Origin of the sequence: Amycolatopsis kentuckyensis (genome assembly GCF_041679295.1) — a bacterium.
GTDB lineage: Bacteria > Actinomycetota > Actinomycetes > Mycobacteriales > Pseudonocardiaceae > Amycolatopsis > Amycolatopsis kentuckyensis_A.
Genome location: NZ_JBGDMD010000009.1, coordinates 95192 through 109246, shown reverse-complemented (window position 1 = coordinate 109246; position 14055 = coordinate 95192). Strand labels below are relative to the sequence as shown.

Annotated in this window: 13 protein-coding genes; 8 read left to right on the top strand and 5 right to left on the bottom strand. The window is 70.1% G+C overall.

Annotation, left to right across the window (positions count from 1 at the left end):
* Positions 1–157 precede the first annotated feature (157 nt).
* From ACERZO_RS34720 to ACERZO_RS34705, 4 genes are all read left to right on the top strand, one after another.
* Positions 158–1651 carry a threonine/serine ThrE exporter family protein gene (locus ACERZO_RS34720; RefSeq protein WP_372669958.1) on the top strand — a complete coding sequence of 498 codons (1494 nt, stop codon included), beginning with the start codon at positions 158–160 and terminating at the stop codon, positions 1649–1651.
* 138 nt (positions 1652–1789) lie between these two features.
* Entirely contained in the window at positions 1790–3229 is a 1440-nt protein-coding gene (locus ACERZO_RS34715) for an alpha,alpha-trehalose-phosphate synthase (UDP-forming) (protein WP_372669956.1), read from the top strand.
* A gap of 39 nt (positions 3230–3268) precedes the next feature.
* A complete protein-coding gene (otsB, locus tag ACERZO_RS34710) occupies positions 3269–5800 on the top strand; it encodes a trehalose-phosphatase (protein ID WP_444843241.1) in 2532 nt (843 codons plus the stop codon).
* Between the two features lie 87 nt (positions 5801–5887).
* The gene (locus ACERZO_RS34705) at positions 5888–6391 is read left to right on the top strand and encodes a hypothetical protein (protein ID WP_372669953.1); all 504 of its coding nucleotides are present in this window, start codon (positions 5888–5890) and stop codon (positions 6389–6391) included.
* Here ACERZO_RS34705 and ACERZO_RS34700 read toward each other — a convergent pair.
* Positions 6369–6479 carry a DUF397 domain-containing protein gene (locus ACERZO_RS34700; protein WP_372670408.1) on the bottom strand — a complete coding sequence of 37 codons (111 nt, stop codon included), beginning with the start codon at positions 6477–6479 and terminating at the stop codon, positions 6369–6371. The two genes, ACERZO_RS34705 and ACERZO_RS34700, sit on opposite strands and share 23 nt — an antisense overlap.
* Positions 6480–6564: 85 nt before the next feature.
* Complete coding sequence (locus ACERZO_RS34695) at positions 6565–7353, bottom strand: helix-turn-helix domain-containing protein (protein ID WP_372670407.1); 789 nt, start codon at positions 7351–7353, stop codon at positions 6565–6567.
* A 149-nt stretch (positions 7354–7502) separates the two neighbouring features.
* Between ACERZO_RS34695 and ACERZO_RS34690 the strand changes: the two genes are divergently transcribed.
* Together ACERZO_RS34690 and ACERZO_RS34685 are read left to right on the top strand one after the other, a co-directional pair.
* Positions 7503–8075, top strand: a complete 573-nt coding sequence (locus tag ACERZO_RS34690; RefSeq protein WP_372669952.1) for an ArsR/SmtB family transcription factor — start codon at positions 7503–7505, stop codon at positions 8073–8075.
* A gap of 13 nt (positions 8076–8088) precedes the next feature.
* Positions 8089–9360 carry an alpha/beta hydrolase family protein gene (locus tag ACERZO_RS34685; RefSeq protein WP_372669950.1) on the top strand — a complete coding sequence of 424 codons (1272 nt, stop codon included), beginning with the start codon at positions 8089–8091 and terminating at the stop codon, positions 9358–9360.
* Here ACERZO_RS34685 and ACERZO_RS34680 read toward each other — a convergent pair.
* Positions 9357–9950, bottom strand: coding sequence for a C39 family peptidase (locus ACERZO_RS34680; protein WP_372669948.1), 594 nt, complete (start codon positions 9948–9950; stop codon positions 9357–9359). The genes ACERZO_RS34685 and ACERZO_RS34680 overlap by 4 nt on opposite strands.
* A gap of 155 nt (positions 9951–10105) precedes the next feature.
* On the opposite strand from ACERZO_RS34680, the gene ACERZO_RS34675 reads away from it, so the two are divergent.
* Entirely contained in the window at positions 10106–10699 is a 594-nt protein-coding gene (locus ACERZO_RS34675) for an RNA polymerase sigma factor (RefSeq protein WP_372669946.1), read from the top strand.
* Positions 10692–11762: a hypothetical protein gene (locus ACERZO_RS34670; protein ID WP_372669944.1), complete on the top strand. Its 1071-nt coding sequence runs from the start codon at positions 10692–10694 to the stop codon at positions 11760–11762. The genes ACERZO_RS34675 and ACERZO_RS34670 overlap by 8 nt, the downstream gene beginning before the upstream one ends.
* Here ACERZO_RS34670 and radA read toward each other — a convergent pair whose 3' ends face one another.
* A complete protein-coding gene (gene radA / locus ACERZO_RS34665) occupies positions 11763–13121 on the bottom strand; it encodes a DNA repair protein RadA (protein ID WP_372669942.1) in 1359 nt (452 codons plus the stop codon). It abuts the gene before it with no gap.
* Between the two features lie 39 nt (positions 13122–13160).
* Positions 13161–13838: a hypothetical protein gene (locus ACERZO_RS34660; RefSeq protein WP_372669941.1), complete on the bottom strand. Its 678-nt coding sequence runs from the start codon at positions 13836–13838 to the stop codon at positions 13161–13163.
* Positions 13839–14055: the final 217 nt, after the last annotated feature.

Here is a 14055-nt window from a genome sequence, read left to right as displayed (position 1 = left end):
ACCGCCCCCAGTGTATCGGCCCCGCCCCGACGCCCTGTCAAGAGGCAAGATCGCCAGCTCCAGGCCACTATGGAGCAACGTGGTCAACGCCACTGCAACGATGGACACACCCCCGTCGATGCACCCGGAGGAGGACGACAGAGCGAGGAGGTGGATCTTGACGATCGACAGCAACGGGCACACCACGACGAGATGGCCCCTCCTCGAACCTCCCGAGCAGAAACCGCGGACCCACCGCCCGAACCTCCTCAAGCGCCGCCCCTGGCACGTCCTCGAGGCTCCCACCGGCGAGTTCCCCGCCGTCGACGCCGACGAGGCCATGGGGCCGCAGCTGCCCGACGAGGCCACCGTCAACTTCGTGCTCGACCTCTCCCTGCGCATCGGTGAGGTGCAGATGGCCAGCGGCGCCGGAGCGTCCGACGTCACCGCCACCATCATCGCCATCGCCGGGGCTCTCGGGCTGCCGCACTGCGAGGTGGACGTCATCTTCACCTCGATCACCGTCACCTGCCACCGGGGCAGTGACCTCACGCCCGTCACCGCGCTGCGCGTCGTGCGGAGCCGGAGCCTCGACTACACCCGGCTCACCGAGACCGAGAAGCTCATCCGGCAGATCGTGCGCGGGAACGTCGGGGCCGAGCAGGCGCAGCAGGAGCTCGAACGCATCACGCAGGCCTCGCACCCCTACCCGCGCTGGACCGCGACGCTCGCCTGGGGCGGGGTCGCCGCCTTCATCACCCTGCTGCTCGGCGGCGGCCTCGACATCGCGCTCGTCGCCTTCGTCATCTCCGGCGTCATCGACCGGATCGGGCGGTTCGTCAACCGCTACGGCCTGCCCTTCTTCTTCCAGCAGGTCATCGGCGGCCTGGTCGCGACGCTCTCGGCCATGGCCATCGTCAGCTTCAACGTCCTGACCACGGACAAACCGACGCTCGTCGTCGCCGCCGCGGTCACCGTGCTGCTGTCGGGCCTCTCCACCGTCTCCGCCGTGCAAGACGCCATCACCGGCTACAACGTCACCGCCGCCGGCCGCACCATGGAGACCGCGCTGATGTCCGCCGGCCTGATCGCCGGGGTCGTGCTCGCCCTGCGGATCGCCGTCATGCTCGGCCTGCCGCGGACGCCGCTGCCGGACGTGCCGACCTCGACCGCGACGCAGCTGCCGATGGTCGTGCTCGGCGGGGCCGGCGCCGCCGCCTGCTTCGCGCTCGCCAGCTACTCCAAGATGCGCGCGATGCTCGTCGCCGCGGCCGCCGGGGGGATCGGGGCCGCCGTCTACGGGTCACTCACGGTCGCCCAATTGGACGGGGTCAGCTCCTCCGCCATCGCCGCGACGCTCGTCGGGTTCTGCGGTGGCGTGCTCGCGCGGCGACTCGGTGTTACTCCACTGGTAGTAGCCGTGTCCGGGATCACTCCGCTGCTTCCGGGTCTCTCGACCTACCGTGGTCTGTATCAGATCGGGGTCGAGCCCAGTGGCAACATCTCGACGCTCATGACCGCCGTCGCAATCGGGCTTGCGCTGGCAGCGGGCGTGGTACTCGGGGAATGGCTCGCCCAGCCGGTGCGGACCGGCCTGGGCAGGCTCGAGCGGCGGTTCGCCGGACCACGCATGGCTGGTCCGCTCGAACCGACCGAACGAAGTCTTGAATAACGCAGCGGCACGAAGTGCCTCCGTTGAGGGCGGCGGTGGGGGTATTGGTGGAGTAACTCGGCGGTCACCGGCTGTTCATGGTTATCGCGATAGGGTTTCACTCTGGGGCCGCGACCCAGGACGCGAGGAGCAGCAGCTGTGAGTGACAAGGAGAACGGGAACCAGGCCGACTTCGTCGTAGTGGCGAACCGGCTACCGGTGGACCTCGAACGCACGACGGACGGTGAACGCCGCTGGACGGCCAGCCCGGGTGGGCTCGTCTCCGCGCTGGAGCCGTTCCTGCGGTCGCGAAAGGGCGCCTGGGTCGGCTGGCCGGGCATCCCGGACGTCGACGTCGAGGAGTTCGACGACGACGGCCTGGTGCTGCACCCCGTTTCGCTCAGCGCCGACGAGGTCCGCGACTACTACGAAGGCTTCTCCAACGCCACGCTCTGGCCGCTCTACCACGACGTCGTCGAGCGCCCGGTGTTCGACCGCGTGTGGTGGAACAGCTACGTCAAGGTGAACCGCCGGTTCGCGCAGGCCAGCGCCGACGTCGCCGCCCAGGGCGCGACCGTCTGGATCCAGGACTACCAGCTACAGCTGGTGCCGGCGATGCTGCGCGAGCTGAGACCGGACCTGCGCATCGGCTTCTTCCTGCACATCCCCTTCCCGCCGGTCGAGCTGTTCATGCAGATGCCGTGGCGCGCCGCGCTCATCCGCGGCCTCACCGGCGCCGACCTGGTCGGCTTCCACCGTCCCGGCGGGGCGCAGAACTTCCTGTGGCTGTGCCGTCAGCTGATCGGCCTCGAGTCGACGCGCGGCGCGGTCGGCGTCCGGTCGCGGCCGGGCACCATGCAGGTCGGCGACCGGACCGTCCGGGTCGGCGCCTTCCCCATCTCCATCGACGCCGCCGGCCTCGACACGCTCGCCCGCACCAAGGGCGTCCAGGAGCGGGCCGCGCAGCTGCGGCGCGACCTCGGCAACCCCAAGACGGTCCTGCTCGGCGTCGACCGCCTCGACTACACCAAGGGCATCGACCTGCGGCTGCAGGCGCTGCACGAGCTGCTGCACGAAGGCCGGCTGCAACCGGACGACGTCACGTTCGTCCAGCTCGCCACCCCCAGCCGCGAGCGCGTCGAGCACTACCAGCGGATGCGCGGCGAGATCGAGCAGATGGTCGGCCGGATCAACGGCGAGTTCTCCCGCGTCGGCCACCCGGTCGTCCACTACCTGCACCAATCGGTCGACCGCACCGAATTGGCCGCCTTCTTCTCCGCCGCGGACGTCATGGTCGTGACGCCGCTGCGTGACGGCATGAACCTCGTCTGCAAGGAGTACGTCGCCGCCCGCCACGACCTCGGGGGCGCGCTGGTGCTGTCGGAGTTCGCCGGCGCGGCCGCCGAGCTCTCTAGCGCATTCCTCGTCAACCCCCACGACCTGGACGGGGTGAAGGACGCTTTAGTAGCTGCCATTACGCTCGACCCGGCCGAGGGCCGTCGCCGGATGCGCGCCATGCGTCGCCAGGTCCTCACCCATGACGTCGATCGATGGGCGCGCTCGTTCCTGCAGGCTTTGGGCACCGAGGCGGTCGACTGACATAGTCTTTGACCACGCACGAGCTCCTGAGGAGGAGTGTTGACTGCCGAGGCCCTGCCCGCCGAGCTGCGGCGTGCGATCGTCCAGATCGCCCGCACGCCGCGCCTGCTGGTCGCTTGCGACTACGACGGCACGCTGGCACCCATCACCCTCAACCCGGACGAGGCACGTCCGCTGCCCGAGTCCGTGGGCGCCCTCAGATCGCTCGCCGGTCTGCACGAGACCACGACCGCGGTGATCTCCGGCCGCGCCCTGCGTGACCTGGCGACGCTGTCGCGGCTGCCCTCCGAGGTGAACCTCGTCGGCAGCCACGGCTCGGAGTTCGACATCGGCTTCATCCACGCCCTCGACGAGAAGGCGCGCGACCTGCACCGGCGGCTGGAGGCCGAGCTGGAGCAGCTCGTGCTGGACGTCCCGGGCGTGTCGCTGGAGGTCAAGCCGGCCAGCATCGCGGTGCACGTGCGCCGAGCCGAGCACGAGGCCGGGCGCCGCGTGCTCGCGGCCGTCCACACCGGACCGTCCACATGGGAGGGTGTGTCGACCACCGACGGCAAGGAGGTGGTCGAGCTCGCGGTCGTCCAGACGGACAAGGGGCGCGCGCTCGACATCCTGCGCCACCAGGTCGGCGCCACCGCGGCGATCTTCCTCGGCGACGACGTCACCGACGAGAAGGCCTTCGCCCGCCTTTCCGGCCCGGACCTGGGCATCAAGGTCGGCGACGGCGAGACGCTCGCCGGCTTCCGCGTCCCGGACACCGTGGACGTCGCCCTGGTGCTGGCGTTCATGCTGGAAGAGCGGCGCAACTGGCTGTACGGCGAGTCGGCGCCGCCGATCGAGCGGCTGTCGATGCTGGCCAACGAGCGCTCGGTCGCGCTGCTGACGCCGGACGCGAAGCTGACCTGGCTCTGCCACCCCGGCCCGGACGCGCCCGCGGTGTTCGCCGACCTGCTCGGCGGCGAAGGTGCCGGCCACTTCTCCATCAAGCCGCACCGCAACGGCCTGCCGCTGGGCCAGCGCTACCTGCCGAACACGATGACGGTCGAGACGCGCTGGTCGCGCCTGCTCGTCACCGACTACCTCGAGCCGGAGAGCCCGCAGCACCGCACGGACCTGGTCCGCGTGATCTCGGGTGAAGCGGTGGCGAGCGTCAAGTTCGCGCCGCGCCCCGAGTTCGGCGGGGTGCCGGTGAAGCTGGAGATCGTCGAAGGCGGCGTGCGGGTCCTCGGCACGTCGGAACCGTTCGTGCTGTACTCGCCGGGCGTCGAGTGGACCATCACCTCCGACGGCCTGCACGACACCGCGAGCGCGCTGGTCCAGCCGACGCCGACCCAGCCGGTGGTGCTGGAGCTGCGCTGCGGCACGACCGACCTCGGCCCGCACGAACTGTCCGAAGTGGAGCGACGCGACCGCGCCGGCCGCTACTGGAGCGAGTGGACGTCGAAGCTGCGGCTCCCGACGGTGCAGACCGACCTGGTGCTGCGCTCGGCGCTGACCCTGCGCGGCCTGGTCAACACCGACACCGGTGGCGTGCTCGCCGCGGCGACGTCGTCGCTGCCGGAGGAGATCGGCGGCGTCCGCAACTGGGACTACCGCTACTGCTGGATCCGCGACGCCGCGATGACCGTGCGGGAGCTCGTGCACCTGGGCTCGATCGAGGAGGCCGAGGGGTACCTGCGGTGGCTGCACGGCGTGCTCGCGACGCTGGCCGGCCCGGAGCGGCTGCACCCGCTGTACACCTTGGCGGGCAGCGTGATCGGCGCCGAAGCGGTCATCGAGTCATTGCCCGGTTATGCCGGTTCTCGCCCGGTTCGCGTCGGCAACCTGGCGAACCACCAGGTGCAGCTGGACGTTTTCGGCCCGGTTGTCGAGCTGGTCGGCACGCTGGCCGCGGCGCGCAGCGACCTGCGTGACGAGGACTGGCAGCTGGTCCGCGCGATGGCGGAAGCCGTGACGCGGCGCTGGAACGAGCCCGACCACGGGATCTGGGAGGAGCGGCACGTGCCGCGCCACCGGGTCTACTCCCGCGTCATGTGCTGGGTGACCATCGACCGCGCGATCAAGCTCGGCGAGCAGTACGGCCGCGAAATCCCGGGCAACTGGCACGGATTGCGCGAGGAGATCTCCCACGATGTCCTCACGCACGGTTGGAACGACGAGGTCCAGGCCTTCACCACGGCTTACGACGGCACGGACCTCGACGCGGCCTCGCTGTTCGTCGGGCTCACCGGCCTGATCGACCCGGCCGACGAGCGGTTCCAGCACACGGTGACCGCGATCGAGGCGGAGCTGCGCAGTGGGTCCACTGTGTACCGTTACCGCCGCGACGACGGCCTTCCCGGTGGTGAGGGCGGGTTCCACATCTGCGCGGCGTGGCTGATCGAGGCGTACCTGCTCACCGGGCGGCGCACCGAGGCGCAGGAGCTGTTCGACCAGATCGTCGCGGCCGCCGGCCCGACGGGGCTGCTGCCCGAGCAGTACGACCCCATCGCGGAACGGTCCCTCGGCAATCATCCGCAGGCCTATTCGCACATCGGGCTGATCCGGTGCGCCAACTTGCTGGCGGCCAGTTAGCCCTTTCGGTCTGAATCTTCGTGGAGGCCACCGTGCGGAACGCCAAGTTCCTTATGGTGGCCTTCACGGCGTTCGGAGGTGAGGTGGATGCAGGGCACTTCCGGACAGGTCGAGTTCGTCCCGCTGCCGCCCCGGTTCGCCGAGCGGGTGCGCGCGGGTTCGGTGGTCGTCGGGTGTTCGATGATCGCCGCGATGGTGCTTCTGGTCGGTCTCACGACGTTCCTCGAGAGCCTCGCGCGCGGCCACGCGCTGCCGGAGTCGCTGATCGGGAAGGCCGCGGTCGTGCTGCCGCCGCTGGGCGTGCTGGTGATCGCGGTGCTGGTGCTCTCGTCACGGCGTTGCCTGCGCGGTGACTACCTGGTGGTCGCGAGCGCGACGTCGGCGCGCACGGCGCTCGTGTTCGCGTACGTGCTGACGCTCGTGCTGATTCTCGGGCTCTTCGCCGCGTCGCTCGTGTTCCGGCTGCGGCCGGACCTGCTCACCACGGTGGCGACGTTCACCTTCGCCACGTTGGGTTACGTGGCCGGGATGTTCTTCGTGCGGCCGTCGGTGCAGACGCTGCGGAAGTTCAGCGATCACCCGATTTGGTGAGGAAGGCCGACCAGGCGGCGGCGCTCAGGTGCAGTTCGCCATGGGGCGCCTTGGAGTCCCGCACGCCCACTCGCGCACCGAGGGCCACCTCGACACAGTCGCTGCCCTGGCCATCTGTGCTGTAGCTGCTCTTGACCCACCGTGCGTCTACAGTGGACACCGCAGCCTCCCGCTCAGAGCCGTTCGATCAGCGCGATCGAGTCCTCCGCGTCCAAGGCCCGATCGGCGAAATCCTTGAAGGCCAGCTTAGCAGCGGCGACCTCTCCCTCCTTCTCAACGTGAACCGAGCCGAAGATGTGCTCGACGTAGGCGATGTCCGGCTCCTGGGGATCATCGAAGCTCGCGATGATGAGGTTGCCGTTCTGACCCGCGTAGGCGCCGACATCCTCCGGCACCACCTGGAGGGTCACGTTAGGCATCCTCGCCCGCTCGATCAGGTGCCGCAGCTGCTCCTTCCTCTCCGCCTGCCCAAGGATCGGCTTGCGCAGCGCGTACTCGTCGATGATCGCGTGGAGCTGCAGGATCGGCGGGTCGGTGAGCCGCAACTGCCTCAGCAGCCGCACGGTGACCTGGTTCTCGAGCACCTTCGGCTTCATCTGCACCCGCGCCGCGGCGAAGACCTCGCGCATGTACGCCTCGGTCTGGAGCAGTCCGGGGATGTAGCCGAACTGGAAGACCCGCACCTTGCTCGCCTCGGCCTCGATCGGCAGGAACCCGCGGTTGCCCACCCCGTAGTGGTGCCACCAGCCCTTCTCCTTGGCGCGGTCGTAGGCGGCGATGTACTCGCCCCAGTCCGAAACGACCACGTTGTACCGGTCCAGCAGCGCGCGGAAGTCGTGGTAGGGCGGCAGGTACCCCATCTCGATGCGCGACATCTTGCTCGTCGACATGCGCAGCGGCGCGCCGGCTTCGTCCTGCGTCATGCCGAGCCGTTCGCGCATGCGCTTCAGTTGACGCCCCATCTGCCGGGCGGGCAGGTTCGGCTCACCCACGGCGTCTGACCCCTCGGAACCACATGAGCACGGATAGTAAGGCCCGGGTCTGACAATCTGGGATTCCCGCGTGCACAGATTTCTTTGCACAACTTTCTTTGCACGGCTACAGTGGCGTCATGACCAGCGCTCCACCACCGGAAGAACTGGACCCGGACGTCCTCAAGGCCGTCACGCACCCGTTGCGGCGCCGGATACTCGGCGTGTTGTCCGCGGGTCCGGCGACAGCCACGAAGCTCGCGCAGACACTCGGCGAGAACACCGGCGCGACCAGCTACCACCTGCGGGAGCTGGCACGGTTCGGGTTCGTCGAGGACGTCCCGGAACTGGCCAAGGGCAAGGAACGGTGGTGGCGGACGCGGCCGCGGGACATCCGCTGGCCACGCCGCAGCTCACAGAGCGCCGAATCCCGCGTGCTGTTCGACGACATGCAGCGCCAGGGGTTCGAGGACGACCTCGAAAAGCTGAACCGGTTCGCGGAGGCGCGTGACGCACTGCCCGGCGACTGGCCGGACGCGCTGCTCTACGCCCGCGGCGGCACGTGGCTCACCGCGGAGGAACTGAAGCAGTTCTGGGACGACTACATGGAGCTGTTCCGCCGGTACTGGCGGCCCGAGGACGACCGGTCACCGGAAGCGCGGCGCGTGCTCGTGCGCCTGCTCGCGTTCCCGGACCCAGGGGAAAAAACATGACAGGGGATCTCAGATGCGAAGAGGGGCTCTACTACTGGCCGGGGTGATCCTGGCTCTTTCGGTTCCGTCGGCTTCGGCCGCGGACAGCTCGGACGTGACTTTCACGAACGGCGGAGTGACGTTGCACGGCAGCGTCGTCGCCCCGCCCGGGGGATCGAAACTGCCGGGCCTGGTGATGGTCCACGGCTCGGGGGAACACAGCCGTGAGGACTACCGCGATCAGGCGGAAGCGTTTGCGCGGCAAGGAATCGCGACACTCATCTACGACAAGCGGACCGAAGGGTATTCGCAGTTCTCGCGGTCGTACTCGACGTTGGCGGACGACGCGCTGGCGGCCGTCGAGGCGTTGCGGAAACGGCCGGAGGTGGACCCGTCGCGGGTCGGCGTGTGGGGGTTGAGCGAAGGCGGCTGGGTGGCACCGCTGGCGGCTTCCCGTTCCGCTGACGTCGCTTTCGTGGTGACGCTGGGGGCGAACGGGGTCGAGCCGTCGCGGCAACAGGCGTGGGCGATCGAAAACCAGCTGCGGCAGCTGGACGTGGACGGCTCGATGGTCCGGATGGCGTCGTCGACGATGATGCGCCAGCTCGTCGGCGGCGGCGTGTTCCCGGAGGCGTACTACGACCCGGTGCCGGTGCTGAAGAGCCTGCGTCAGCCGGTACTCGGGCTGTGGGGTGCGAAGGACGTCCTGACACCGCCGGGGGAAGCGGTCCGGATCTTCCAGGAGTCCCTGGCGCGATACACATTGCGGGTCTTCCCGGACGCGCAGCACCAGCTGCGCCGCACGACGAACGGCTACGACAAGCTGCCCGGGTACGCGCCGGGCTACCTGGAGCTGGTGGGCACGTGGGTGCACGACCTGCCCGCGGCGTCTTCGGCCGACGCACCGCCGCCGCAGGACCGGTCGAGCGTCGCGGTGCCGCCGTTGGCCTGGTACGAGTCGACGTGGCTTCAGCTGGCGGTGCTGGTGTTCCTGCTGGTGGCGTTCGGTTTCGGCCTGCGCCGCGGGACGCGTTGGCTGGGCGTGACGGGACTGCTGACGGTGGTCGGGTTCCTGGTCGTCGACGTGCTGATCCAGACGACGATGGGCAAGGGCCTGGGCCCGGCGGTACTGGGCCGGCCGCTGCCGTGGCTGGCGTTGCAGCTGCTGGCACTGGGCGCGGTGGCCGCCACCATCGGCACGGCGGTGACGTGGTGGCGGCACCGAACCCCCCGCCTCGGCGTGGCCCTGGCCGGCGGCGTGGTGTTAATTCCCTGGGCGGTTTATTGGGGTCTGCTGGGGATCTAGGCGGAGTAGCCCTTCGGCGGGATCAGCGTCGCGAGCTGGTTGAAGCTCAGCCAGTAGATCTGGTTCCCGCCGAAGCTCGCCGGGTCCGCGATCTTGACGGTCATGTCGGAGCTGTCGTACCCGATGATCGTGAAGTAGTGGTAGATGGTGTAGTTCGGGTAGCCGGGCGGGTGGTTGTTCGCGGGGGCGACGATGTTGGCGACGATCGCGTAGCCGTTGTTGATGTCGAGGGTGATGTCCCGCCAGAGCAGGTCGCGCTGGGCCTGGGTGGGCGGGTCGTTCGGCATTTCCTTGGTCTCGTACCAGGAGGTGCCGAGGTCGGAGTTCAGGACGCCGGTGACCTGGCCGATCCAGTCGGTGCCGTTGGTGGTGGTCCCGAGCTGCGAGGCGAGCGTACCTTGGCTGGGCAGGTTCCCGGTCCGCGCGGACATGGCGATCCGCGTGGCGGCGGGGCCGCACCAGTAGCCGGTTTGCTGGACTTGGTACTGGATGTTGAGAACGGCTTCGGTACGGGCTTGGGCAACGGCGGGCAGGCCGACGAGCCCGAGAGCGGCGACGAGCGCGACGAATCCCGCGCGGAATCTACGCATGGCGATCCTTCCCCAGGTGTGGCGCTGGTGTGTTGGCGCCTCACCAGGGATGATCGCGGTCCAGGTCAGGCCGTGTCTCTCACCCACCCGGAACGGATCACGACGAAGGTAGGTTCGCCCGTGAACGCTCGCGCGCGCTGCGGGCAACTGGGGGCATGCAGGTGATCCACGAGGGATCGGAGATCTGGGGGCACGACCGCCCGGACCTGGGCGGAAGCGAGCCCGGGCCGGCGTTCGGGCGGCTCTTCGACGCCCATGCCGCCGCTCTCCGGCGATACCTCGCCCGGCGCGTCGGGACCGAACCCGCCAACGACCTCGTCGCCGAGACCTTCCTCGTCGCGCTCCGGCGGCGGGACAGCTACCGGCCCGAACTCGGCACCGCGCGCTCCTGGCTCTACGGCATCGCCACCAACCTGCTGCGCCACCACGTGCGGTCCGAGCTGCGGGGGCTGCAGGCCACCGCGCGGCTCGCCCGCGCCGGGGACCACAGCCACGCCGCGCACGACGGCCGCGTTGCCGAGCAGGTCGATGCCCAGGTGCGCGCCGCGCAGCTCGCCGGGGCGCTCGCCAAGCTCAGCCCCGCCGATCGCGACACGCTGCTGCTCGTCTCGTGGGCCGGGCTCGAACCGGCCGAGGTCGCCGAAGCCCTCGGCATCCCGCCCGGTACCGTCCGGTCCCGGCTGCACCGGATCAGACGCTGGCTCAGGACGAACGCCCCGGCTCAAGAGGAGGTGCAGGACCTTGCGTGAAGACAACGTCCGGAAGATCTGGTCCGACGCCGAACTCGACGCGGCCCTGTCCGATCTGCACGACGACGTCGACTCCGGCGATGAGCTCGCCTCCGCTCGCGCGTCCCTGATGGCGGCGGCCGGCACGACCGAAGAAGCACCACCCCGGCCGCGCCGGCGCGGGAGCTGGCGGTGGATCGCCGTGGCCGCGGCCGTCGTCACGCTGGTCGGCGGGCTCGGCGTCGTCGTTTCCCTGCGTCCGCCGGCCCCGGAACCGACGCGGCCCGGCGCGACGCTGCAGGACATCGACCGCCCGCTCGCACCCGGCGAATTCCACTACGCGCAGAAGACCGCCTGGGTGCCCCAGCTCATCTTCGGGCTGAAGGCCGAGACCCAGCAGATCGTCGAGCTGTGGATCCCCGCCGACCCGACCGGCGTCTGGCACCGCCGCACGCGGTGGACGGGCGGCGTGACCGGGCTGGACGAAGCCACGCAGGCGAAGGTCAAGGTCAACCGGACGCCCCTCGACGAGTACGGCCCGGCCGGGGTCTTCCCCAGCCGGCCGCCCGAGAACTGGCTCGCGCCCGACGCGTCGTTCGTCGCGTCGCTCACCCCGGACCGCGCGCAGCTGGCCGCAGCCCTGGCGCGCGACCGTTCGCCCGCCGGGTCCTCGACCGTGGAAGCGCTCACGATGGCGCGTTCGGTGCTGGCGCTGGGCCTGCTCCGCAAGGACGTCCGGCTCGCCCTGCTGGACGTGGTCAGCACGCTGCCCGGGATGTTCGCCAAGGCGTCGCAAACGCCCGACGGCCGCCCGGCGACGGTCGTCATCGCGAAGGATACGGGCGAGCGCCTCTACTTCGACCCCTCGACGGCGCAACTGCTGGCCGCGACCGACAGCACGACGATCACGCACCGGAACGACGTCCCGCTGAGCATGACGACGGAACGGCCGCCGAACTCGGCCGCGATCCCGAGCACGACGGTCACGATGTCCTCGGAAATCCCGGTGTTCCCGCCGGACTCCCGGAAGCTCGGGGAGCCGGACGCGGTCTACTCGTACGCCATCACGCAGACCTCGGGGTGATCAGCGGGCGTGACTGGCCGCGTTCAACGCGTCTGCGACGTTCGCCACCTCCAATACGCGGATTCCCGCCGGCGGCTTCCCGGAGTCCGGCGGGACCAGGGCGTGCGTGAAGCCCAGCCGCGCGGCCTCCGCCAGCCGGCGCCCCACGCTCGGCACGCGGCGGATCTCACCGGCCAGCCCGACCTCGCCCACCGACACCAGCCGGGGCGACAACGCGACGTCTTCGAACGACGACGTCAGCGCCAGCACCAGTGCCAGGTCGATCCCCGGCTCGGTGATCTTCATGCCGCCGACGGTCGCGGTGTAGACGTCCTTGTCACCCAGCTTCAGCCCGCCGCGCTTCTCGAGGACGGCCAGGACCATCGCCACGCGCGCCGAGTCCAGCCCGCTCACCGCGCGCCGCGGCTGCGGTGCCGACGTCGACGACACCAGCGCCTGGACCTCGCCCAGCAGCGGCCGCTTGCCCTCCATCGACACCGTGATCGCCGTGCCCGGCACCGGTTCCGCCGTGCGGCTGATGAACAGCCCGGACGGGTCCGGGACGCCGACGATGCCTTCTTCCTGCAGCTCGAAGCAGCCGATCTCGTCGGACGCGCCGAACCGGTTCTTGATGCCGCGCAGCATCCGCAGCGTGGAGTGCTTGTCGCCTTCGAACTGCAGCACCACGTCCACCAGGTGCTCCAGCACGCGCGGGCCGGCAACCGAGCCGTCTTTCGTGACGTGCCCCACCAGGACCACGGGCAGCCCGCGCTCCTTGGCCAGCGCGACCAGCCCGGACGTGACCGCGCGGACCTGCGTCACCCCACCTGGTGAGCCGTCCACCTGCGGGGACGCCATCGTCTGCACCGAGTCGACGATCAGCATGCCCGGCTTGACGTCGTCGACGTGCCCGAGAATGGCCGCGAGATCGCTTTCGGCGGCCAGGTACATGCCGTCGTGGACGTTGCCCGTTCGCTCAGCGCGCAACCGGACCTGGCCGGCCGACTCCTCGCCGGTGACGTACAGGGACCGGTCGACGGTCTTCGCCCACTGGTAGGCGACTTCGAGCAGCAGGGTCGACTTGCCGACGCCGGGCTCACCGGCGAGCAGGACGACGGCGCCGGGGACGAGGCCGCCACCGAGCACGCGGTCGAGCTCGGAAACGCCGGTGCGCCGGGCACGCGCGGCTTCGACGTCGACCTCGCCGATCGGCCGCGCGGGCGCGCTGGGCGCCCCGGCGGCGACGCGCTGGATGGCCGGCTTGGCAGGTGCCCCGCGTTCCTCGAAGGAGCCCCATTCCTGGCACTCCGGACACCGGCCCAGCCACTTGGCCGCTTCGTACCCGCAGCTCCCGCAGCGGTAGGTGGTCCCTTTCTTCACCCCGCGAGGCTATCGGCGACCACCGACAAAACCGGGGACCTACTCCTTGACGTGCGCCGGAGCCGCGACCGGCAGCTCCACGGTGACCGGGCCCGCGTTCTGGAACACGAAGGTCACCTTGATGGTCTGCCCCGGCCACAGCGGCTGCTTCAGCGCCGGCAGCTTGACCGTGGCCTGGCCGACCTTCTCGGGCGCCGTCGGCGTCGCGGCCGGGCCGGACGACGGGACCTCGGACGTCGACGACGCCGTCAGGCTGCCCGGCGTGTTCGTCTCCGACTTGGTGGGCGTGGAGCTGGAACTCGAGCTCGACGAGGGCGCGCTCGGCGGTGTGGTCTGCACCTCATTGGTGGACTCGACCGCGTCGTCCGGGCCGATCACCAGCGAGTGCGCGGCGACGACGGCCTTCGAGCCGCTCACCGTCGCCTGGGTGCCGTCCTCGGTCGTCACCGAGACGAGCGAGTCGTCCTGGGTGCCGGTGTTCACGATCGTCAGCGTGAGCGACGGGGTCGCGCCGGCCGGGTAGCCGGGACCCGACGTCGGGTACTGCACCGCGGCGTCACGCAGGACGATGGTCTTGACCTGGGCATACGTGCCGTTGACGGCGGGCTGCTGCGTGTCGGTCTGGGTGATCTGGCCGGCCCCGCACCCGGCGAGCACGAGCGCGGCACCGAGCGCCAGCACGCCCGCGCCGAGCACGCGACGATTCTGCAGCCTCACGTCGCAGTCCTTCCAGTTTCACGGCCTCGTTCCCGCGAAGACTAGCCGGGCGCGATCTCCCGGGCAGAACCGGTCCGCGTTGCGCCCAAGATCAACCGTCCACAAAGGATTTCCTGCCACGTCGGGAAACGCGTCCCGGTCACCTGCATGAGCATGGGCCTCCGACGTTTGTCAAGCCCCGCTCAGGCCGCTGACCTGCGAGGACGAGTCCGGCCCG

Coding starts and splice junctions, on each gene's coding strand:
- ACERZO_RS34705 (WP_372669953.1), top strand. CDS start 5,888: ATGCAGGGCACTTCCGGACAGGTCGAGTTCGTCCCGCTGCCGCCCCGG.
- ACERZO_RS34690 (WP_372669952.1), top strand. CDS start 7,503: ATGACCAGCGCTCCACCACCGGAAGAACTGGACCCGGACGTCCTCAAG.
- ACERZO_RS34680 (WP_372669948.1), bottom strand. CDS start 9,950: ATGCGTAGATTCCGCGCGGGATTCGTCGCGCTCGTCGCCGCTCTCGGG.
- ACERZO_RS34695 (WP_372670407.1), bottom strand. CDS start 7,353: ATGGGGCGTCAACTGAAGCGCATGCGCGAACGGCTCGGCATGACGCAG.
- ACERZO_RS34675 (WP_372669946.1), top strand. CDS start 10,106: ATGCAGGTGATCCACGAGGGATCGGAGATCTGGGGGCACGACCGCCCG.
- ACERZO_RS34685 (WP_372669950.1), top strand. CDS start 8,089: ATGCGAAGAGGGGCTCTACTACTGGCCGGGGTGATCCTGGCTCTTTCG.